The organism is Bacteroides sp. PHL 2737, assembly GCF_004115325.2.
In the GTDB taxonomy this organism is placed as follows: domain Bacteria; phylum Bacteroidota; class Bacteroidia; order Bacteroidales; family Bacteroidaceae; genus Bacteroides; species Bacteroides hominis.
Genome location: NZ_CP040630.1, coordinates 445,104 through 469,092, shown reverse-complemented (window position 1 = coordinate 469,092; position 23,989 = coordinate 445,104). Strand labels below are relative to the sequence as shown.

Below are 23,989 nucleotides of genomic sequence, written 5' to 3'. Positions count from 1 at the left end.
AACTCCTTTTCACACATGGATGAGGCAATGCCGGAAGTCCGGCAATAAAAAATGTGGCTTCTCTATCCGGGTAAATGCCATGATTACAGACTTCTTCCTGTTCCTATACCATCAGGTCGGTTACCTTCAGGTTAACAACTTATCCAACCTGTGATAGATCCGGATGTGAAAAGATTACTTTGGCTGGCTATTACAATATAATAAGTAGAATCATGTCAAATCTACTGCTGCTATTGTTTGTTGATAATGGCTGGCAGTAGAACAAACTTTCGTTAAACCAATACGTTCATTCTTTATTATCAAGTTTTTAGACTACCTTTGTATTTTATTAACTCATTTACCAAACATTATGGGACTACTCAAACCGAATCAAGTTTTGAACAAAGCATATAGACAGGTTGCGATTGAAACAACAGATTTTGACTTATTCAAAAATGCCCTTCGCACATTGAGAGACAATATTGTGGATGGGCAAAGAGAACACACGCAAAAAGAACATTTACGTAATTTTCTGAGTGAAACGTTCTACAAGCCATACTACATGGCTCCCGAAGAAGATATTGATTTGGCTATCCGATTGGATAAAACTATCAAGTCCAATATAGGGTTATTGATTGAAGTAAAGAGTACCACCAACAAAGGTGAGATGATTTCTAATGACAATCTTAATCGTAAGGCTTTGCAGGAATTATTGCTATACTATCTTAAAGAACGTGTCAATAAGAAGAACAATGATATTAAATATCTCATCGCTACTAATATTCATGAATTCTTTATTTTTGATGCCCATGAGTTTGAACGCAAATTCTATCAGAACAAACAATTACGTCGTGAGTTTCAAGACTTTGTGGATGGACGCAAAACCAGTAACAAAACCGATTTCTTCTATACTGAAATTGCAACAACCTATATTGAGGAGGTGAAAGATAGCCTTGAATACACTTACTTCAACTTACAAGACTATCAACACCTGCTTGATAGAACAGACAGTAGCGCTTCACGCAAACTTATCGAACTTTATAAGATATTCAGCGATACACATCTTTTGAAGCTATCGTTCCAAAATGACAGCAATTCGCTCAACCGTGGATTCTACACTGAGCTGCTACACATTATTGGTATTGAGGAACGCAAAGAGAATAATAAAACCGTGATTGTACGCAAAGCTGTGGAACGGCGTGACGAGGCTTCATTACTAGAGAATACTATTAACCAACTGGATGCAGAAGATTGTTTGCGTCACATAAATGGTCGTTTGTATGGGAATGATTATGAGGAACGGTTATTCAATGTTGCAATGGAATTGTGTATTACTTGGATGAATCGTATCCTTTTCTTGAAACTGTTGGAGGCTCAGATGTTGAAATACCACAATGGAGATGCAATCTATAAATTTCTTTCAATAACTAAGATTCATGACTATGATGATCTCAACACACTCTTTTTCCAAGTGCTTGCACGTGACATGGGCAGCCGCACACACTCCATTATGCGTGATTTTGCTTACGTTCCCTATCTTAACAGTTCTCTTTTCGAGGTGACAGATTTGGAAAGTAAAACAATTAAGATAAACAGCCTTTCACAACGTACGGTACTTCCTGTCTTGGCGAGTAGCGTATTACGAAATAAAAAACGCAATCTACAAGTCAACGCATTACCCACCCTGCAATATTTGTTTGCTTTTCTCGACGCTTATAACTTTGCGAGCGAAGGCAGTGAAGAAGTGCAAGAAGAGGCTAAAACACTCATCAATGCTTCTGTTTTAGGGCTTATATTCGAGAAAATAAATGGTCACAAGGATGGTTCAGTATTCACTCCAGGCTTTATCACTATGTTCATGTGCCGTGAAGCAATCACCAAGACCGTGTTGCAAAAGTTTAATGGTTATTATGGCTGGAATTGTACCACCCGTATAGAACTATACAACCATATTGACAATATAGTCGAAGCTAATGAACTAATTAACAGTTTGCGACTGTGTGATCCAGCTGTTGGTTCGGGTCACTTTCTTGTGTCTGCTCTCAATGAACTGATACTCTTGAAATACGAATTAGGTATTTTGGTAGATGCTACCGGTAAGCGTATCCGCAAAGCGGACTATCAACTTGCCATTGAAAATGACGAGCTGATTGTTACCGATACCGAAGGTAATTTATTTGCTTACAACCCACTCAATGCGGAAAGTCGCCGCATGCAGGAAACTCTTTTCAAGGAGAAGCGTCAAATCATTGAGAACTGTTTATTTGGCGTTGATATTAACCCCAACTCTGTGAAGATTTGCCGCCTACGACTGTGGATTGAATTGTTGAAGAATGCTTACTATACGGCTGAAAGTAATTACACTTATTTAGAAACCTTACCAAATATCGACATTAACATCAAATGTGGAAATTCTTTGCTTCACCGATTCGCTTTGACAGACAGTATTCAGACCGTACTGCGAGAGTCTAGTATCAGCATCAGCCAATATAAGGAGGCTGTAGCTAAATATAAAAATGCCCAAAGTAAAAGCGAAAAGCAGGATTTGGAAACGTTTATAACAGAAATCAAGTCGAAACTGAAAACAGAGATCAACCGCCGGGATGCACGATTGGTTAGATTGAACAAACGCCGCTCTGAGTTGGCAAACTTACAAGCGCCTCAACTGTTTGAACCGACAAAAAAGGAAAAGAAAGCGTCGGACAAGCGCATTGCCGATTTAAAGAAAGAAATTGCGACTTTAGAAAATATATTTGAGGAAATACGCTCCAACAAAATTTATCTTGGTGCATTCGAATGGCGTATAGAGTTTCCAGAAGTACTCGATGCCGAAGGCAACTTCTTGGGATTTGACTGTATCATTGGCAATCCACCTTACATTCAGTTACAATCTATGGGTAAGAGTGCCGATGTATTAGAATGCATGGGTTACATAACTTATGCACGCACTGGTGATATTTACTGCCTCTTCTATGAGTTGGGTATGAACCTGCTTACTCCCAATGGTTTTCTTTGCTATATCACGTCTAATAAATGGATGCGTGCAGGGTATGGTGAAGCCTTGCGAGGTTATTTCGCAAGCAAGACCAATCCTATTATGTTGGTAGATTTTGCAGGTATAAAAATATTCGATGCAATAACGGTAGAAGCAAATATTCTTTTATCTCAAAAAGCAGCAAATATTTTTAACACACAAGCTTGTTTGGTACAAGATTCGAATGGCTTGAATAATTTGAGCGATTTCGTGCAGCAACAAGGCGTGAAGTGTAACTTTGCAGATTCTATCCCATGGGTGATATTGTCTCCCATTGAACAGAGCATCAAGCAGAAGATTGAGTCTGTGGGAATACCCTTGAAGGATTGGAACATCCAAATCAACTATGGGATAAAAACTGGTTTCAATGATGCTTTTATCATTTCTACCGAAAAGCGTGATGAGATACTAGCGAATTGTCAAACAGAAGATGAACGTGTTCGGACGGCTGAACTTATACGACCGATTCTTCGTGGCAGGGATATCAAGAGATATGAATATGAATGGGCGGACTTGTGGATTATAGCCACATTTCCTTCGCGGCATTATGATATAGAAAGTTATCCTGCGGTGAAAAATTATCTTCTGTCAATTGGCATAGAGCGTTTAGAACAAACAGGAGAAACTCATATTGTTAATGGCAAAAAAATAAAAGCCCGAAAGAAAACTAGTAACGAGTGGTTTGAAACACAAGATAGCATCAGTTATTGGGAGGATTTTTCTAAGCCAAAAATTGTATGGAAAATAATCGGAAACCAAATGGCTTTTGCATATGATGCCAACAATTATGTAATGAACAATGCCTGTTATATTATGACAGGCGATCATTTGGATTATCTGTTGGCAGTATTGAATTTTCCAATAACTGAAGTAACCTTCGTGTAATCATACGAGTCTGTGATTTCCTGCGTTTACGCAGTTTGCTATAAGCAAGATAGGCACGGCGTACATCAAGATACTTGTTACGGGGACGTTGTATGTGCAAGGTCTGGCAATGTTTGCACAGATGACGATGAAGCCATACAATACCTTCCCATAAGAGTTTGGTATCAGTAGGAAAACGCAGATGACTTTCATAACAGGTGGCATCGGTCATACAGACATGAAGGTTCTCAAGATAAGGTTTCCAATGCTCGGCAAGAATGAGCTGGAGGGGCTCAACGTCAAGGCGATGCGCTAGTTCCTGACGAATTGCACTAACGATTTTAGGATTGGTTAGTGGATGAAGCGGATCAATCTGAACACCACAAAACAACTGGTAATGAATATTACCGTTTAAATGCTCAATCAGTTGTGCATCGGAAAAGTTGGTATAGGACTTCAAGACCATCAAGGCTATTTTACCTTCGGGAGAAAAATAACTTTTACGACCCAAAGCAGAGGACTTCAAATGCATTTGTCGGGCCAGTTCCGAGAAAGGAAACAGAGCATGGAGGCGACCTAATTCACTCGTTGCAAAACTTTGACGATATTTTTTTAGCATATCGAACTCGGTAAAACCTAAACGAGGTTCGATTTCTGAGATTTTTTGTATCTTTACCATGTGTTTTTATTTTAGATTACCCCCGTTTTGGCCGTCAAACCGTTTTTTGGGGGGAATGCTTAAAGATACAAAAAAGGCAACTAACTCGCAATGAATTAGTTGCCTTAAATTTTATTATTTTAGGAATATCCCTGTTTTAATGATTGGTGTCTGGAACTGGTTGAGGAGTTATACTATAGACATTTACTGAATGTCCCTGTATAGTGTCGATAATATTAAAGAAAAACTTGTTATCTCCCTATATGCCAAAGGAATGAGCGTGTCAGACATAGAAGAGGAGATGCGTGAAATCTATGAGATAGAACTGTCCACATCAGCTATTTCCATCATCACGAACAAAGTCAACCAGGCTGCTCAGGAATGGCAGAACCGCCCTTTGGATCCGGTCTATCTCATCGTTTGGATGATTCTACCTATTTTGACTTTTCAGCCTATTAATTGTTTTGGTAACTTCGTTCATTAGCTTTTGATTGGAAGTTCTAAATGTGTTAAGTTCTTTGATTATATCTGCTTTATTATAGTATAAATTATACCAGCCTAATGTTTCAGCAGCCAATATGCGAAGTTCTTCTTCTTGGCTTTCATTTTTTATAATGTTCAGTAATGGCTCAATAGCTTTAGCAATAGGTTTATTTCGGAACCTACTTATTTCGCTTTGTATCTGTTTGGTAGTACTTTCCGGACTGTCAATAAGTGCAAAATCTCTTTCAAGTCCTTTCTTTTGGCGAGGAAGGTATTCTAACAATTCATTCACATAGGAAGAATCGTAGAAAGACCAATCGGCAGCCTGTTTCTTCAATTCATTCAAAGCCATATCATGGTCGAACGTGTTGATAGCACTAAAAATTCTGAAACGATGGCGGTTTTCATGTCCGCGTAATAAATAGCTTTCTATCCATGCCGGCAACAATTCCGGATTGCAATTCTTTTCAACGTATTCCACCGCATAACGACGGATCAGTTCATAACTGTCGTTCATGGCTGTCTGCAATACATCGGCAACCTCTGTCGGATAGTTCAAAGCTAATAGGCGTAATGCTTCCAACCGCACAACGAAATAGTTCGATTCGTGGTAACTTTTCTTCAGCAACTCAACGAGACCACTATAATTTGCCATTGACAATTGACGGAGCGCCATTGCCTGCATGTCAGCCATAGGGGAATTCAGCTGTTTTTTCCAGAATGTAACATTTCCTTCCTGCGCAACTAAAGCTTGGTTGATGTCCATATCCAGCCCGGCATTATTGGTGAAGTGAAAAGTCGGGTCACCGATCAGATGATTTTCCAAGAAGCAGGTAAAACGAGTGAACTGCCCGATGCGCATACCGGCAGCTAACAAGCCGAGAAATTCATCCGGCCATTTATCTTGAATGGTGTTAACCGTACATCCCATAGTAGCAATGGTCTTACCCTTATTGAATATATAAGAGCCTACAATGTTGTCATCCAAATGGAAAGAACCGTTGAAACAAGCATCGAACAATATAAAACGCGCATTAGGAGTCAAAAGACGAATATCTTCAGTATAGATATCCATATTACGGTTTACAATGGAATCCGATTTTATTTTCTCCTCATCGAAAGCTTCCGCACACCAACTTTCAGGCACCCCATACTGCTTGGCATATTCTTTGATAGCAGCTTCACGCCCATGTTTCTTGGCGTATGAAGGCACTTTGCTTCGCAAGAATATTTTGGCATTCTCAATACTCAAATTAATACCGGAACCATTTTCATAGCCATTGATATACTGCATGGTGGGGCCACCGTGGTGATGGAATAGCATGACATCTAATCCTTCGCGCTGAATCTCGTTCAAGTATAATGGTTTCATCGGATAGCGCATGTTAAAATCATAGAACTTCACTGTATTACCCGATTTGAATATTTGCGGCAATTGCTCACGTAAGGCTATTTGCTCACCGCTCCATGCCAAAGGATCTTCAGAATTGTAACCATGGCCACGGGCCATAGTCAGTTGGTCAAATGCATTTTGCTTTGCTTTTTCGGCAACTGCCTTTTTTAAGTAATCGCGTAGCATCTGATAACGGTTCTCACCTTCTAAATGTAATGGACGGATACGGGCCGAATAAATATCCGGTGAAATATACTGTTTAGAATCAGCACGCAATGTCATATAATGATAGTCAGGTATCAAACTGTCTTGTTTAATATAATCAAATTTTAATCCGAAGTCATCATAATAACGGTCGGAAGGAACGCTTGATTTCTGCCAATTGGCTTTGGGAGACCTTTTGAAAGCCGAAGATAGATGATGTGCATCACGAATCATTGGAATAGGGATGTCACCTATAAATACGCAACCCTCCAAAGGCGTTTTCTCATTCTCATGCAATTTGACAAGTTGCTCACGAATAGGTTCGGGCCTTTTCCAATCATCAATTAGCAAGTAAGTACCTAAACCTTCTTTTTCTATACTGGTACGATAAGCATCAATTTCACTTTTCGCTTCATCATAACTTTTCTGATCGACTACAATTGCAAAAGTAGTCTTTGTTTTTATACTAGGATGTACAACTGTTTGCGCCTGCATATCCTGTAAGCACAAAGCGGTAATTGCCAAAAGGATGTATTTATTCATATTTATAAACTTAATCTTTTGATTGTCTGTTCAAGCTCTGCTTTTAAATCTTCCGGAAGATTGGCTGTTTGTTGCATCTTCTTTATTTCTTCAAGAATGTGTGGCCGTTGTACAGAATTAGTAAACCAACCTAATGCTTCGGCCATTACTACACGTACTTCCTGTGGATTACCGGCATCACGAATTACATTCAAATAATCATCCACGTGGAAATGGAATGTATAGTTACGCACATTGCGGATTGCACTGATACGTTTTGCTTCCGGTGCAGCTACATCCATCAAGGTCTGATGGACTTTTGCCTCTTGTACAAACATTCTTTCCAGGCTTCTTAGTAATCGTTTTTTCTCTTCGTTTTCATTCAAACGGTCAACTTTTGCATAAAAGTCTTCTATTGTCTTTTCTACTTTCTCTTTCGGATAAAGGCTTAAAGCCTTGTTGGCACTCATTTGTACGCGTAAGCGTTCATTATGTTCGACCAATGCTTCCACAATAGCGGGCAATAAGGAATCGTCACCTACAAATCCAGCATAAATGGCACTTTGGCGAGCTACCATTTCATAAGTATCGTTCAAACCTTCGCGTAATGCTTCGATGAAGTTGTCGTCCTGATAACGGCTCAACAACTTGATAGCTTCCATACGAACCGTATTGAAGCCACTTTCCCGGTACTTCTTCAGGAGCAACGGAGATAATTCCTTTTGGGTATCGGCGTCAGCCAGCATACGCATGGCCAAACTTTGTACATCAGCGTATGGGCTGTTTAACAAATTCTTCCAATAGGCTTTGTCATCTTTGTGTATTGTTATATCGGTACTTAAAGTATTGGCTTCGATAGGAGCAAAACGGAAAGTGGGATCACCAAACAAATGACCTTCAAGTGATACGATTAGCTTATTGTATTGCCCGGCTCGTACACCATGGGACAACAAACCAATCATTTCAATAGTCCAGCGGTCTTGCAATACGTTACGGGTATTTCCTTGTGCTACTAATGTCTGACCGTCATTAAAGATATATTGTCCTGCTATATAGTCGTTTTCGTGAAAAGAACCGTTGTAGCACGCATCAAACATTATCATCTTCGGATTAGTGGAAAGATTTCTCTTCATTAAATCTTCCGTTACGATACGTTCATCAGCGTAGTGAAGAGAGTCTGCTTCCCAGAACTTAGGATTGTCCAGGTCTTTAAAAAACACCTCATTCACTTGTCGTTTTTCCTGCATCTGAATACGTAAGGTGTCTTTGTCACGTTTTCCAACATGGGACATGACTGCATTATAAAGTGTACTCTTCAACATTTTATAACGATTATTGAAATCAGTGCATGCCAATTCATCATTAATAAGCTGCCCTGTTGGCATTCCATGTTCATGAAACATAAATAAGTCAAGGTCCTTTCGTTGCAATTCGCTGAATAACTTATATTTCATAGGGTGTTTCATTCGGAAGTTCCAATGTTTGAATCCCATTTGACGACCAAAAGCTAATGGAAAGTTCTCCATATAAGCTTTTTCGTCATCCATCCATACAATCAGGCAATCGGAATTGTAAGAAGCACCATTGAATGAGAATACCCGATCTAATTGATTATGCTTATCTGCCTTGGCAGCAGCAGCTTTCTTCAGATATGAGGCAATGGCCGCATATTTATCCCCTTCCTTTTTTTCCGGATACTTGATACGAGCTGAATAGAAAGTAGGATTTAGCCGCTGGGGACTGTCTTCTGTCAATTTGTAGTAGAAATGCTGATGATTTACTGAGTCTTGCCTGATGAACTCAAACTTTAAGTTCAGATCATCATAAAAGCGGTCGGTAGGTACGGAAGACTGATCCCAAGGAAAGGCTTTCTCATTCATTTTGAATGCAGTAGTCATGTGTTGCGCATTACGTACCAATGCGACAGGCACATCGCCGATTAAAACCAGACCTTCCAATGAAGGGCATTCTTGATATGTTTTGATGATTATCTGTTTGACTTGATCTGGATTTTGCCAGTCACCGCTGATCAGATAAGTTGCCAAACCATCATCTTCAACCGCAGTTTTGTACTGATGCATGGCATCTTTGGTATTTGCATAAGTTTGGTTATCTGTTATGATAGCAAAAGCGGTAGGTTGTTTGACCAATGGCTTTATGACTGTTGTTTGTGCATTTCCTGCCAATGGCAAAAGAAATGCCAGATATATTATTTTTTTAATCATGGCCAATTAATTTTTAAGTCTGTAATATGTACGGTCGGCTTCTTCACGAAGGTTCTCGGATAAGCTCTTATCTTTTCTCAGTTGATCGCATACCCGAAGGATGTCAGGCTTCCGATAAGAATGAGTGAACCAAGCAAAAGCCTCCAATAAACAGGTTTTTAGCTTTTCACTTTCACTGGAGTCGGTAAGTAAAGCCAAGAGGCCGTCTACACAGGCATGTGCCATATGATTTTTCAGAGAATTGCAATAAAGGATGCGCCAACGTTCGGAAGTTTCTTTGCTTAATAACTCTTTTTGCATGCTACGACTATTATTGGCATTCTCCAAAACCTTACGCATCTCCTCCTTGTCTTGCAACACATAGGTCTCAGCCATTACTTTATCAATTGCCGCCTGTACGGCTGCCTGATCAAAGACTTGAAGCCCCAAACTCACATTAAATGCCACACGCTCGGATAGGTTGTCTTCTACATAGGCTTTGATTTGCGGATAAACATACTCGTTCAGTCCCACATGTTGCATCATACGAACAGAGGTGCGACGAATAAATTCATAGGAATCCGTAATGGCCAAGTGTAAGACTTCCCGGAAGTTTTTGTCACTAATCTTCTCAAGCAATGCCAAGCAGGTGAAACGTACCATCATGAACGAGGAAGTTTCAAAAGTTTTTCTTAATAAATCAGAAATACCCGGATAGTCATTGCGATAAAGGTTGTGCAAAGCAAAATTCTGTATGTCGGCATAGGGCGACTGTAATAACTCCAACATGCGGGACTCGCTATATGGTTCTTTGAACAAAGCATTGGCATCTACCTCATTGATAGATTGAAAACGTAGAGTAGGGTCACCGGTAATGTGCGATTCGAGAATATTCGTCAATTTAGCCCATTGCCCCACTCGTGCTCCCATACCTAACAGGCCGAGCATCTCGTTTGCCATTTTATCTTGCAGTACATTGACTGAATTGGCAAAAGTAGTTACGCATTTTCCTTCCGACATGATATAACGTCCGGCAATGTAATCTTTTTCTCGGAAATCACCATTATAGCATGCATCGAAAATTACCATACGGCTATTAGGCTTAAACTCTGTAACTTCCGACAGGATAATACCGGTGCGCAGGTCTAGTAAAGAATCTTCTGCAATTACTTTGGGATCATCATAGCCTGCAATCCAAGTAGTGTCCAAACCGTATGTGTTTTTCATCATATCCAGCATTTCGTCGAAAGACTTTTTGTTGTTTTGCTTTCTACGCGCTAAACCACGATAATAGTACTTCATTGCATCTACATGAGCATTCCACCTATTAGTAGCGGGACTACCGGAAAGATATTGACGTTCGGGCATACCATGCTCATGAAAAATAGACAAGTCCAGATCTGTGCGTTTCAGCATATTAATGACATCGTCCTTGGGATAATCGCTGAAATTATAACGGATGAAACGGGCCCGTCCCTCTTTATCGAATACGCCCGGCATTTGTTCGCGAATAGTAAAGGTTTCCGGTGTCCATGCAGTCAATGAGTTAGAGTAAGAGCCATCACCTGTATAGGAGAAGAATTGGTCTAATTTATTGTTTATCTGGTGCTCAGCCACCACTTTTTTAAAATAGCGGCTGATTTGCGCATGCGGTTCTTCGCCGTTATCAACAGCTTTGACACGTGCAGAATATATGTCACACCGAATTTGCTGTGGAGATTTTATAGCCAAATTATAATAGAAGAAATTATTTTCGACACTGTCCTGTTTCAAAAAATCGAATTGTAGGTCGAAATCATCGTAGAAACGGTCGCTGGGCACTGAAGAATCTCTCCAGTCATTGTTTTTCTCATCCATTTTAAAAGCGGAAGTCATATGCTGGGCTTTGCGGAGCATTGGAATAGGGATATCACCGACAAATACCACTCCTTCCAATTTATCCTTTTTGTAGAGCTTAACAATAACTTTCTTTACATCTTCCGGTTTATTCCATTCATTGTATACGATGAACGTAGGCAACCCTTCCATTCCTAGAATCTCCTGATAGGCTTTAAGCTCGGCTTCACAAGCCTGAAATGTCCCTTTATCTGTAATTACAGCAAAAGAGGTGTCCTTTACTTTCACAGCCGGTTTAACAAATGTCTGTGCCCGCAGAGATAATATGCTGCAGAGCATCAAACTTCCAGTTATTAATTTACGCATGTTTTGTAATATAGATTTCGTTATGTAGCATTAAAAATTACATCCTAAACTTATCGATAAATGAGTACGCCCATCATAATCATAGTCAGAGGTATTTACACGATCGAATACAACTTTTGCAAATAAGTTCATACGTCTGTTTTCTCTGACTTGTTGCGAATACGTTATCGACCCGCCAATACGATAGTAATCACAGGTATAATAATTAGTCAGCCCTTGTTGTAATTCGGTTACAGTTGGATAGTCTGCATGGCTGCCACCATATACATATTCACCTCCCAGATTATTGTTATACGCAACATGAACATCTATTAAAAGCCTGCGATTCAAACTATTGCCTAAAACAAAATTTTTTTTGCCACCTAAGCCTAAAGATAAATTTTCTGCATTCTGTACAGAATTAGGCATTAAATATTCATCGTCTTGCTTGGTATAATTCACATTTAATTCTGCTTTCCAACTATATTCATTCCCGCGGTTTCTGCTTAATGCATAATTAAGAGAAGCGGTTTGTGCCTTGTACGTAGAACGGATGTTATTATATAATTCCACCCAGCCACTTTGTGATTCAGAGTTATCGCGTTGAGAAATATACTGAATACCATCGATGTTACGATTTGTATATGTGGTTCTCATATAATTGGTATAGTCCTTTCCTTCCTGAATCATCGTTAAAGAAACATGAGCAGTTTTATCTTTTACACCGGCTATTTTTTTAGGAGTCGTATAGCTCTGCTGAACAGTTTCCGCTTTTACATCGTAACTGCCCTCAAGCAGTAAATTGAAAGAGGGCATACTGAAGTTGTACTGGAGAGCTCCACCGAAATGGTCTCCAATATAATTGCTGGTTACACCGCTGCCTATTCCTTTTATGGCTGTTCCCAAACCGTATAATATATAATAGTCCTGATCCACATAAGAGTTGACATTACTCATTCTTGAGTCTTCCTTGATAGAACTATACTTGAAACTTGCACCAAACTTGTGTGAATTATTCAACTTGTAAGTAATCCCCGGCGTCAGTCCCAGCGTATAAAAACGGGTATCCACACGCGGGTCGCGCTGTTTGGCAGCTAATGTAGCTACATAATTACCTTCCAACCCCAATGCCCAATGATTACCAAGTAAAGGAGTAGCTGCACGAAACTTCAGATCGTAATATTGATTTCTCCATTTGCTTAAGTGCTGGTCTGCGACATAGTAAGGCATTCCCCTGAATGGATCGGCAATGGAGGCGTTATATCCGGCATCTGTCAGATTTTTTTGTGCAAAATTAAATGCTCCCCACACATATGCATTTTTCAGATTGATAAAGCCTTCACTGGATACACCTACGATAGCCTCTTTCTGCCCCTCTTGCGGACGGCAATAGTTTCCGTCCTGTAAGTCATATCCCAATATAACATTCGAATAATTCTGAATATCATCGAATGGCATACCGGCAGCATTCTGTGAATGAGACCATAGTCGTCTTGTTTTCAATTGTTCCATAGCGGCGGGAGAGAAGCCCTGTGCCGCTCCCACCATACTTACAAGGCAGGCTATCATTACCAGCAGGCAGCTTTTCATATAGTTCATATATTGTTTTTTCATTGTTCTGTCTTTTTAGTTAATTATTACAATGTGTGATTCCATGAAGGCATTTTTGCTCCATTACGACGCATTACAGGAACAACGCCACGTTCAAAGTCATCCGTACTGTTGTTTGTATCCTGATATATATATGTACCTGTTTCTTCGCGAATAATAGGATTACCTTCTTCGTCTGTGGACAATTTGCGAGCAATACCTAAACCGCAATAAGTAGCTCCTACCCAAGTAATACCTGCATCAAGTACACCGGGGACACGTTTTGCATTCATCTTTGACTCATTGTTTACTGCTTCAACAGCATCCAATACATATTTAATAGGTATTTTTGCATAATAAACATTGCTGTTCGGTTTGCTAAGATCTGTTGTCTTCATATTTTCATCGTTGACCGGATCCCAAGCTTCTCCTTCAGGAACACGAAAAATCACATAAGCACCTCCGAATACGGATGTCAAATATTGTGGTATACTTCCCATCTCTGCTTTTCCTTGGTAGAAAACATGTTGCATATCATAAGCTGCCTGGTCAGGGAAGTTTGGATTATTCATATTAAACTCAAACTCAGAACTACTGCCGTCTATAGGACTTTGAGGGTTATAGATGTCCAACTGATGGTTAGCGGCAAATTGAGAAATGATGCAAGATTCACCTGGCGCTAACGGATATTCGGTTCCATTTCCTGGAAATTTCCACACACGTTCTCCATATGCATAATTATTACCGTCCGCTTCCGGCCAAATAGGTAATTTAGTGGTAGCTGTACCCGGAGTTAAATTTGCGAAATAAATACCGTCCAAATACAAAATGTCAGCAGAGTTATTGTATATCTCATAGAACTGGTCTCGGAAATAGACTCCTCCTTTTTCCGGACGGCTACCGCAATAATAAATCTCCTTGAATATTAATGGGCTCACTTTAAGCCCTTGTACTTCAATATTCAATGCGCTACCATGCTTAAATAATGCCGCATTTACAGAATTGCCATTGATGTAGTATTCATTGTTTTCTGTATCGATCGCTGTACCGGATACTGTTACCGAATAAATTCCGGGGATAATTCCGTCAACTTTCACACTATTATCAGTTACTTCTTTTACATAATGTAAATCTTCATCGTAATTGTCGAACTTTACAGTCAGATCTTTCAGTGTGGATATATTTTCAACGGTAATATCCAAATATACATCCACTGTGATAGGATTCACTTCTGCTGTGCCAGACATGTCCCTGAACGAATCGCATCCTATCAAAAGGGTACTTGCCAATGTAAACAAATATATTAAATATTTTTTCATAACTTCCTAAACATTATAAAGTGAGTGATAATTCCAGCCCAAAGAAAAATCGGTTATTCAATTGAATATATGAACCCGGATTACGTTTGGATTCTCTGCGCGGATAACTTCTGAACATATTGTTGGCAAAGAAAGAAACACGTAGCATATTGCTAATTTCTTTAGTTACATTCAAGTTAAAACAAAAATAAGGACTGTATGATTCTTTTATAGCATTATTATGACTTACATTATTCAACATATATCCATATCCTGCATCCTTTACTTGCTGGGTAGTGGTATATTTCCCCTTGGGAAACATATTTACAGACGCATCTTCCAATGCTAAATAGCCCACAGGTATAGAATCGTTTCCAAATGTATTCCAATTAGACTGCTGCCAAATAGCTTGTGCTGTCATCGTAACAACAAAACCGATACGCGGGATATTGTGAGTGGCACGTAAAGTCGTTACAAATTGTTGTTTGTAACTTGCATTGCCTTCTTGAGAATAAATGGCCACCGGTTTACGGGCTGAAGCAGCATCTTCGCTATTGTCATAGAAGCTATAACCCTGACGCCAACTCTTAGTACGCATCCATGAGCCATTTATTTGGAAGGCCGTACGGATAGCATCAATACGTCCGATATTCAAATCAAATTCTAAACCTTTAGTTTCTATATTTAAATTATTAGTTGGTTTTGCATAAGTAGACAATACCGGTAGGCTACTACTAAGCTCTATCCCGTTTTCTGTGCGCTGGTATTCATTGTAGATAAATGTATTGAAGGTGTTGAAGGTTTGGCTCATTACATAACCATCCTTCAGACGCTCCTTATAAGCTATTACATTCAGATTGGTTTTACCCACTCGTAAATTAAAACCGACTTCTGCTTTATGATTTTGGGCAATCTTCAAATCTGAGTTATCTACTTGCCGAACTTCTGTGGTAGTCATAAACAAGCGCTGGCTTTCCGGAATATTTTCATTGGTAAGCTCATTTATATTGATATATTCAAAATATGCATTTTCTGGATATAAATAGAGAAGAGAAGGCATCTTTGCAGCAATACCGTAACCTCCCTGAAGACTTAATAGATTCGGAATCAAATCAATGGATGCATTTACACGTGGCGAGAAAATGCCTCCTACTACTGAGGTATGATCATAACGCACACCAGCCTGAATGTTCAAATCATGCGTACCGCTTATGGACCATTTGAAATTATCTTCCACATATGCACCAAATTGGTTAATGAAAGGAATATCCTTATAGTTACGTGGACGGAAAGATGAATTATGACCGTATTGACTACGATAAGGAGGAGTACTTGGGTCATAAGTTTTTCCTTTACCAACGTTACCGTCACTCCGGAAATCCGCACCAATCAAGATGCGGTTGTTTACATGACCGCTCGCCTTGAATAGAGAACTCGTCACTTTAGCAAACAAATTAACTTCACGACTATCGATCTCATAGTGTCCCAAATAGCTGCTTGGTAGATAAACAGCATAATGATTTATGTCTTCCGGTCCAAAATTAGTAATTTGATTACCATTGGCATCATAGATATGCTGACCTGCAAAGTTACTAAGTACCGCACCGTTTGTAGTGGTCATGGAATAAGGAGATGTAGCAGAACTGTATACGGTTTCATAATAACTGTCTTTATCCATATACGTACCTGACAATACATAGCGTAGTGTTTTTAACCAGCCCTTATTTATATTCCATGTACCATTGGTATTCAAAGTAAAACCTATATCGCGGCCTTCCGAAGCTGTTTTAGTTTGTTCATCATCAGGATTACGTTCACGTTGATCCTTACCATAAATAAAATCAAAGCTGGAATTGGTACGTAACTTATTATTAAAGAAAGTATTTGAATAGAGCAACTTTGTTGTGGCACGCTGATAGTGCTGGTAACTGGATATTGGATTATTCGTATTATAAGCATAATCTGCACTTACATTTAAAGCGCCTTTCTTTTTTCCAAGTTCAAAACCGGTTCCCATAGACACCTGATAGATATTGGGATTGGCTTTTGCTTTGACACGTAGCGGCTCACGACCAGCTTTTGTATTAATAATTACTGCTCCTGAGGTCAGATCACCATATTCAACAGAAGGGATACCACGAACGATTTGTATAGACTCTATATTTTCAGTAGAAATACTACGAACATCGGTTCCACCAGCCGGCGAGGCACCTCCGGCCAATGAAGCGGGTGTTTCCGTACCACTTAATACCGTAGGGCTCATCGCAGATAGATTAGCATTATTTGAGATGGGGGCACCATCACGAATTATTGCGGTGCCCATAGCATTCATCGGAGCTTCCGGACCACTGGAACTGGAAACTTGACGGATGTTAATCTGTTGTGCCGAACTCATATCTTGATTCTGTGAAATTCCACCTGGCATCAATGACATTACATCATATAAACTGGTCGCTTGCATATGGTCCATAGCAGAGCGGGAAATGTGAGAAGATGTGGATTTGCCTGAACGGCTGTTGGTTGCAGTTACTGTAACTTCTTTCAACTTAAAATCCTCATTCCTCATTGTAAAATTAAGAACCAAATCCTTATTTACATTTATTAAGGTGTCAATGGAGACTTTGCCCAAATATTGAATTTGCATACGAATTTTACCAGTAGGTACGTTTTCCAGTATGTATCTACCATTTTCATCAGAGGTTGTCCCTAGTGCAATTTCAGGAATAGACACAGCTGCAAATTCTAAAGGCAAACGCTTGTTGTTGTGGTCGTACTCATAAACAGTGCCTGTAAGTTTTACTTTGTAATTGTTTTGCGATTTGATAGGGAGGGCAATTCCTATGCAAATAAGTATAAACAAGTATATAATATTACACCCCAAAATACCTTTTTTCATAAGTAACATCATATTTATTAATAATGCAAAATTATATGTAAATTTTAAATTAAAACAAACCATTGTGTGTAACAAAACTAAAATTATTAAAAATACATGTTGTTTTTGTTGGTGCCGTTGCATAATCTCACAGACCTCAACCGTCTGTTGTCTAACAATATAGCAACTGCATTATATTTAGGAAAATCCAATATATATTAGTACTTTATTTAAGTTCCATACATAGTAATACGGATCTTGAGTGATTAAAAGCAAACTGCAAATCTAAATAAAAAACGGGATGGTTGTAGTTCTGATATGCTATATCTTAATACAACGCAGATAAATACTTATATTTTCATTGATAGATCTAACTAAGTTAAAAAACGGATTTTCTCCAAAATTCTTCTGATAGCTCCGTTCCAGCCTCATATTTATCGCACTTTACAGAAGCCCCAGTTCAAATATAAGGAAACTGTATCTCTCTTCGATAAAAGATCTATTTTAGGATGCAAAATTAGATATTACAAAAGATTATAAAAATACCATTTTTTGGGTATAAAAACGCATCTAATACCTATATATAGGTATTAAATATCATTGGCAATGTATGTTCCATTTCATTAAGCAAACAATTTTTTGTATAAAATACAAATAGTACTTTTTTACCCACTTAAAAAGTGCAAGAATGTATAAAAGTCCATGTGTCAGCTATAATAGGGGCATGAATAGGCATCCGTTCCATACCTGTCCCTATTTGAATCGGTCACCCCACAGTGACCGGACATTACTCACCCAATTCGGATTCTCATTACAGTAGGCAACGAAAATCTGTATCAAGTTCCAAAGCCCGAGAATCATTCCATTAAACCTGGCAGGAATTGTGACAACATGTCTGCTTGAAACAGCTACTATTATGGTATCATGCTGTATTGTTATGCTATATACCATGTTCTAAGTCAAAACTCTTTTTTTTTAGAATTGAAGGTTTAAGGCTCCATCCGAAAGTCAATATCACTTTCTCAAAATTCTTTTCTACAGCACCCTTTGTATAAGTTAGGATGTCTTTCTCTAGAAAATTTTTGAAATCAGATGAACTCATGTCTCTAAAAATGTTTATATATTCTTTTTTAAGAAATTCATTTATGGCATGTGCCGATATCTTTTTTTGCGTGCACTTTTCTATAACATATAAGTTGCTTGGTACCGGTACCATCGTGTCCAGCCCCATGAAGATATTACAGTCTACCATAAGAGTATAAGCGCCGCTCTCGGCAAGAGGTGCGGAAATGCAGTAATTGGCTTGCTCAAGCAGAGAATCCACCAGTTCTTTTGTGGAAGAACTGATACTATTGGCCAATTGTTCATATCCTCTTAGATTCAGTTGGGATATGGTCTTTTCGATAGCCGGGATGAATTTCATTCCTGGACCCAGGTTCAAATCAAATCTTTTGTAATAGACAAGAAGCTCATTCCAATCTTTGTACCGTGAAGGTTTGATGATATTTACATTGTCTATACCATGTTGTTTAAGATACTCGCCGGAGGAAAATGCATCTTCTTTGAAGGTCTGTGTGTTTCCATCCGGGAAACTTAAATAGATGGTCTTATATGTGTCTCCAGTGTTGGTCCTTGCAAAAGCTTTACATTCCTCACCTTTGAGATAATATGCTGTGGTGATGTCAAAACCATTACCGCTGGCATCATTGTCATAGCAACAATTCCACTTTACCTTATCAGATGGGAATATACGGCTTATATTCTCTATTTGGGATTTGGTGACATATCCCCCCGTGCTTATGAATGCGCATGTGGTTTCTTTAGTATAATGGTTTATTTCGTAGAAACTCATTGCGTCAATAGCGGATTCAAAGAGATATATGTCTGTAACCTTGTCAAAAGGAACAAAATTGGCCATCCAACAGCTTTGTGCCTTGTCACCACCCGTGGCAAAGGCTTTATAATTGGTATTGGTCTCTGCAAAATAGTTCCTCATTTCAAAGTTAAGGATTTCCATCTGGGAGGGTTTGCGGAATGGAAAGCCGATATGATTGTTTTTTCCTACCTGGTAGATGAACAGTCTATTGGCGAAATCCTCCACAGTCTGTGGAGAGAGCTTCCTTTGGACGGTCAAATATGGATTATCCTTTTTGATAGGACGAGGATTCCAATAATTCAAATTGGATTCAATATCATTTGGATTCAGTCCCAGCAGAGGATTGTTTACCGTTTCGGTATCTTCATTGGTGATCTGTTGAGTAGGCATTGGTACACCATCAATGACGAAGAGAGGCTGGGTTCCTCCTGTGACGGAGTTGACACCTCTGATTCTGAAAGTCATTCCGCTTGACAATGAACCGTCTGTGGGGATAATCTGTACTCCGCTGATTTTGCCTTGTAGTGCTTGCAACGTCTGCGTAGAACTACTGTTTACAATATCTTTTATATTCACAGAAGCAACGGCGGTTGCAATATCACTTTTTCGCTGGCTACCATAGCCTACAACAACCACCTCATCCATCTCTGTGACTGAAGGGTCTAGAATGATATCAAATCTTCGGTTCTTTCCGATAGTGATAGTTTTGGGCTTATATCCCAGATAACTGATGACCAGTTTTTCAGAAGGAAGTACTTTTATCGTGAACTTTCCTTCTAAATCGGTGATTACTGCATTGGTGGTACCTTCGATATTTATCGTGGCACCGATAAGAGGTTCACTCTTCTCATCCAACACTTGCCCTGAAATAGTTACTTGCTGTGCTAATGCTACAGTGAAATGTAGTATTAGAAACAATGTGCTTAATAGTACTTTTCTCTTCATAGTGCAGATATTAAAGTTTATAATAAGGATTAATACAATTAGATTTAAAATGGTAGTGCAAATAAAGCGAATTATAATATCCATGTTTTGACCTATTGTACTTTTCTCTTGACCAAATTACAGACTTTTTCTTCAAAGGTAATCGCTTTCTATTAATTTCATTTATCACCGCGTAAAATTATTCGATTGGACTTTTTATAGTGAGTATTATCATGGGGAGTATTAAAAAAGATTGGATATGAAAAATAGTATGTTAAATCATTCTGTTTTCTCAAATATGCAGTGGGGTGTGAGCGCAAGGAAAAATATCTGTAGAAATTGATAATAATGTATTTTATTCAAACTTTCCATTTATCCAAACTCTATCAGTTATCTGCACTTAAATCAGGCTTTGATATTTCAAGAGTTTGGATAAATGATTAAGGATTCAGTCTGCATTAATACCGAACATAGCAGTCAGTGAACGATTGATACCTTACGTTCGCATCGTGCGAAGTCTATTCCTTTCCACACGGTTTTGCGTCCGGCTGAAGATGCACACTCGGCTTGCGCCTTGTTCCTTTGCTGTTTCTTTATACTTGAAGTTCTACAATTCGTTTCACAAAGAATTACCCTGTGGAAGTCTGCCCGCTTTCGCGTAGGGTGACGTTGAAACCTTTATCCAGGGCATTACACCATGGCATTCGCTTTCTCCACAATCCTTTACCCGCACCTCATTCGGCCGCTCTTACAATTGGCCACCCATCGGTTATTGGCTGACGGGAGAGATACGGGCTTACCAAGTTTCGCACAAATAACTGACGACCGACTTAGACTCCGCCTATCCACCAGCAGTGCGACATCCGTGTAGCACGATGTAACAGCGTACTATCCTGACTGCTTGCCTTTTGGAATGGCCCATAAATATCCGTGAGCTAATTCATAGTCACGATGGTACGGCGATTCACTTAGGTTACTCATATCAGTCAGCTTTGACATTCTTCGCCTATGATGCTTAGGTTGGAACGTCGTTGTCAAGAGGGCTTCGCACCCGACCGTTGCCAGTCACGTACGCCTCTTCAGGCTACTATTGATGGAACAATAGGTTCAGACACGATGCTGAACAATTACTTGTGTGACCTCTTGGCGCACATTACACTACTAAGGTAATGCTTTTATAGGAGAAGTCACATCTGTAAAAAACTTATTATCATGCAATTATCTTACTTTATCTTAGGCTAAAAGCCCTTATTCAAGGTGTCTGTATCCTATCATCCGCTACCGCTCGGTATCGGATTCCTCCAGACCGATGGCATGGCATATCTCCTCCACCAGTTCAGGAAGGCCGGAGTCTTTCTCCTGACGGGGATCGGGTGGAAACAGCGTGGAACGAAAGACACCCTTACAGACAGGGTCCGCCTCCTTGTTGTAGCGGAGGGTGTTCGGAATGTGTGAGGACAGCAGCCGCAGCCCCATCCTGTGGATGACCCGGTTCCAGGCATCATACAAATTCTTCCGTCCCCTTCTATCCACCATGTTCCAGAACAGCCGGATTCCTTTCAAGTTGCAGTTCCCCTTGGCGATCAGCTCCTCTTCCAGCACCTTGGTAAACTGCAGGGAACTCTGCATGACGATATTGTCCGCCTTGAGCGGGACAAAGATATAGTCCATCGCGGCAACGGTATGAACCACCCCCTCGCTGCGGAGCGTTCCGGGAAAGTCGAAGAGCACGATATCGAAAGTCTCCCCTTTTTCGTCCATATAACGCCGCAGGTCTTCCACCCCCTTTTCCGGGTCGCTTTTGATGACCGGATAGGCAGGCTTACGGATTCTTTCGTACTGCCGGTACAGGTTCACCTTCAGGTCGTCATTTTTCATGACATTCTCCATGTCCCTCTCACGCATCAGGGCGATGCTGTGCTGCGGGGAGTCACAGTCCACAACCGCCACACGCACGTCTTTGCGGTAATGCAGGACACTGGCCAGCAGTACCGTAAAGACGGATTTTCCCACGCCACCCTTCTGGCTGGCGATGGCAACCAACAACTCTTTTTCTTTTTTCATCATACTTCTTTTTCATTAAAAGTTAAACACTATTGTTTCAGAAACAAAAATAATGCTCCCATCGGGGGAGATCCCCTGTCATGGGGGACGAGCCTTTATGACCGGGCCGGGCAGGGACTCCTCCAGAATCATGTCCGTCGTTTCCCTGTATTCTTCCAGATGCCGCGAGACAAGGTGGTTGATGAACCCCTCCAGAGTGACCTTTCCGTTTCTCGAGGCTCCCGCCAGGATGGACAGTTTCCGGTGCAGGGCGGCGGGAATATGCAGCGACCGACGCTGCACGCCCGCAATGCCATGCAGGTATTCCTCCCCGTAGACGGACGGTTGCATGGGGCCATTTTTCCTTGCGGGACGTATAATGTCGTTACCGGACGTTCCACGTCTCTTCCGGGGACAGGCAGGCGCTTCCCCCATGATCTCACGGATGCGGTCCGCGTCCATCCCGCCAAGACCAATCCGCTCTTTTACGTTCTTTCCTGTCATGATATGCCTTCTTGGACAATGACAACGTTTTATCGGCGAGGTGTTCCTCCCGGCTGTCCGTCCTCATCCCAGGGACGGTAGACCTCACCGAGCAGGGAGGCGATGTCCTCCCTGTGTTCCTCCATATGGAGTTCCAACAACCGGATGATAAAACCGGAGATGCTGCCGCAGCCGGCGGCCCTGACCAGCATGGCGATCCGGCGGTGCAGTCTCCCATCAATGTAGGCGGTCTTCCACTCAGCGGCTCTGGGAGCGGGAACCAGAAACCTCCTCTTGTATTCCTCCGGACCTGTCACTTTCCCTGCCCGGACCTGACTTCCATGACTTGGTATCTCCACCACTGGTTCCAGGGATGGGGAAACGGGAGCTGACAGAAGGTTCCCCGTGAGTCCGACCCTCTCGAGAACGATATCGGAAAGCCGGTTCTTTTCCTTTTCTGAATCCATATTTTAAAATCTTAAATTATTAAATTACACAACTGGTATTGTCTCGGAATACAAAATAAAGGAAGAAGAGAACAGGATGAAACCACCTGTCACTTATAGTCATCCAAAGTCAGTTATTGTCATGATACACATGACGGGGGGGACGGAGATGCCGTTCCGTTCGGACGGTTCTTCCTATGCGGAGGCGACATCAGAGGCCCGTAGTGGTGTGGAAAAGCGAGCGGGATTCCGTTTCCTTGTCCACCGTTCCTTTTTAATCCTTATGGGCAGGCGTGAGAGCGCGCATCCGTCCGGATACGGATTCTTAAATTATCGGTCTATGGGAGTGTAAAAGTATTAATCCGTTAATGGAGAATTATGAAGGAAGACCATAAGGTGTACACGGCTACATTCTCCATTTGCAGAAGTGTAGAAGTAGTAATCCATTAATGAAGATAATGCAGAAAAACCATAAACCATATACGGCTCACTGCCGCTCTCCATTTGTAGATGTGTAGAAGTAACAATCCATTAATGGACAATAGGGCATGTAAAGGGCAGATTTCCCGTATATTCGCCTCCTTATTCCCGAATTATGGACGTAAGTCATATGATTATGGAGAGATATCCACCCTTTTATGGGGAGAGCAGCCGGCAAACACCTGATGGAAATGCCTCGTAAATCACAGGAGAATAGCCATACAATGGGCTAATACACAATAATTATTGGATAAATGTGGTCCGCTCCTGCGGACAGCAAGTTGTGTTTTCGTTTAACGAAAACAGGACGGTTTAACGGAGAATACACCGATAAACCGTTACTTATTTCAAGCTCCAGCGTCGCTTTTTACATATCTAACTATAATTCATTTGAAATCACAAAACAGATTGAACCGAATGTGGTTAGTTTGTCTGTTTATTTCATGTCCGAA

The 23,989-nt window shown here is 40.5% G+C and carries 12 protein-coding genes and 2 pseudogenes; 3 read left to right on the top strand and 11 right to left on the bottom strand.

The features are described 5' to 3' along the window. Positions 1–349 precede the first annotated feature (349 nt). On the top strand, positions 350–3,898 hold the full coding sequence (locus tag DBK98_RS01965; RefSeq protein WP_004311263.1) for an Eco57I restriction-modification methylase domain-containing protein: 3,549 nt from the start codon (positions 350–352) through the stop codon (positions 3,896–3,898). Here DBK98_RS01965 and DBK98_RS01960 read toward each other — a convergent pair. Beyond that, positions 3,870–4,556, bottom strand: a pseudogene (locus DBK98_RS01960) (transposase); the annotation flags it as partial. The gene DBK98_RS01965 and the pseudogene DBK98_RS01960 overlap by 29 nt on opposite strands. 232 nt (positions 4,557–4,788) lie before the next feature. On the opposite strand from DBK98_RS01960, the pseudogene DBK98_RS01955 reads away from it, so the two are divergent. Next, a pseudogene (locus DBK98_RS01955) lies at positions 4,789–4,962 on the top strand (transposase); the annotation flags it as partial. A gap of 3 nt (positions 4,963–4,965) precedes the next feature. Here the strand turns inward: DBK98_RS01955 and DBK98_RS01950 are convergent. The 10 genes from DBK98_RS01950 to DBK98_RS01900 form a co-directional block, all read right to left on the bottom strand. After that, positions 4,966–7,158, bottom strand: coding sequence for a hypothetical protein (locus tag DBK98_RS01950; RefSeq protein ID WP_004311265.1), 2,193 nt, complete (start codon positions 7,156–7,158; stop codon positions 4,966–4,968). Between the two features lie 2 nt (positions 7,159–7,160). Then, the gene (locus DBK98_RS01945) at positions 7,161–9,362 is read right to left on the bottom strand and encodes a HEAT repeat domain-containing protein (RefSeq protein ID WP_004311266.1); all 2,202 of its coding nucleotides are present in this window, start codon (positions 9,360–9,362) and stop codon (positions 7,161–7,163) included. A 6-nt stretch (positions 9,363–9,368) separates the two neighbouring features. Continuing rightward, a complete protein-coding gene (locus DBK98_RS01940; protein ID WP_005651733.1) occupies positions 9,369–11,543 on the bottom strand; it encodes a HEAT repeat domain-containing protein in 2,175 nt (724 codons plus the stop codon). Between the two features lie 30 nt (positions 11,544–11,573). Further along, complete coding sequence (locus tag DBK98_RS01935) at positions 11,574–13,136, bottom strand: DUF6850 family outer membrane beta-barrel protein (RefSeq protein WP_008768947.1); 1,563 nt, start codon at positions 13,134–13,136, stop codon at positions 11,574–11,576. A 23-nt stretch (positions 13,137–13,159) separates the two neighbouring features. Beyond that, positions 13,160–14,431, bottom strand: coding sequence for a DUF4876 domain-containing protein (locus DBK98_RS01930; RefSeq protein WP_004312956.1), 1,272 nt, complete (start codon positions 14,429–14,431; stop codon positions 13,160–13,162). 13 nt (positions 14,432–14,444) lie between these two features. Further along, positions 14,445–17,315, bottom strand: a complete 2,871-nt coding sequence (locus tag DBK98_RS01925; RefSeq protein ID WP_004311273.1) for a TonB-dependent receptor — start codon at positions 17,313–17,315, stop codon at positions 14,445–14,447. Positions 17,316–18,225: 910 nt separating this feature from the next. After that, positions 18,226–20,106 (bottom strand): carboxypeptidase-like regulatory domain-containing protein, encoded by a 1,881-nt coding sequence (locus DBK98_RS01920; RefSeq protein ID WP_004327093.1) that lies wholly within the window; start codon positions 20,104–20,106, stop codon positions 18,226–18,228. Positions 20,107–21,363: 1,257 nt separating this feature from the next. After that, positions 21,364–22,152, bottom strand: a complete 789-nt coding sequence (locus DBK98_RS01910) for a ParA family protein (protein WP_128900010.1) — start codon at positions 22,150–22,152, stop codon at positions 21,364–21,366. A 75-nt stretch (positions 22,153–22,227) separates the two neighbouring features. Next, on the bottom strand, positions 22,228–22,632 hold the full coding sequence (locus DBK98_RS01905; RefSeq protein ID WP_004315818.1) for a DUF3408 domain-containing protein: 405 nt from the start codon (positions 22,630–22,632) through the stop codon (positions 22,228–22,230). Positions 22,633–22,661: 29 nt separating this feature from the next. Further along, positions 22,662–23,078, bottom strand: coding sequence for a DUF3408 domain-containing protein (locus DBK98_RS01900; protein ID WP_004327094.1), 417 nt, complete (start codon positions 23,076–23,078; stop codon positions 22,662–22,664). Between the two features lie 121 nt (positions 23,079–23,199). Here DBK98_RS01900 and DBK98_RS01895 point away from each other — a divergent pair, with 121 nt between their 5' ends. Then, complete coding sequence (locus DBK98_RS01895) at positions 23,200–23,409, top strand: hypothetical protein (protein WP_005829337.1); 210 nt, start codon at positions 23,200–23,202, stop codon at positions 23,407–23,409. Positions 23,410–23,989 lie beyond the last annotated feature (580 nt).